This is a genomic window from Halorubrum sp. ASP1 (assembly GCF_005435135.1).
GTDB lineage: Archaea > Halobacteriota > Halobacteria > Halobacteriales > Haloferacaceae > Halorubrum > Halorubrum tropicale.
This window is the reverse complement of sequence record NZ_SGUA01000087.1, coordinates 1-246: the sequence shown is the minus strand read 5'-3', so window position 1 is coordinate 246 and position 246 is coordinate 1. Positions and strand designations below refer to the sequence as shown.

Below are 246 nucleotides of genomic sequence, written 5' to 3'. Positions count from 1 at the left end.
TTCCCTGAACTCCCGGAAACGGCTGGTGGATGGGGGTTCGCAGTCGCTGGCGGACTCATAGGGTTAGTCCTCTTCACGTTCCAGCACTGGTATGACGCCCCGTTCGACGGTCTTGCGATGGTCGTCGAGAGTGTCCGCGATCAGGTAGGCATCCGTGAACGCGAACACAGTCAGCGCCGCACCGACGACCATCGCAAGACCGTCGAACGGGGCGTCATACCAGTGCTGGAACGTGAAGAGGACTAA

The 246-nt window shown here is 60.2% G+C and carries 1 protein-coding gene; it reads right to left on the bottom strand.

Features of this window, described 5'->3' with window-relative positions; translation table 11 throughout:
* Nucleotides 1-63: 63 nt before the first annotated feature.
* A partial coding sequence (locus tag EXE48_RS18585; protein ID WP_158295149.1) for a hypothetical protein occupies nucleotides 64-246 on the bottom strand: 183 nt, incomplete at its 5' end.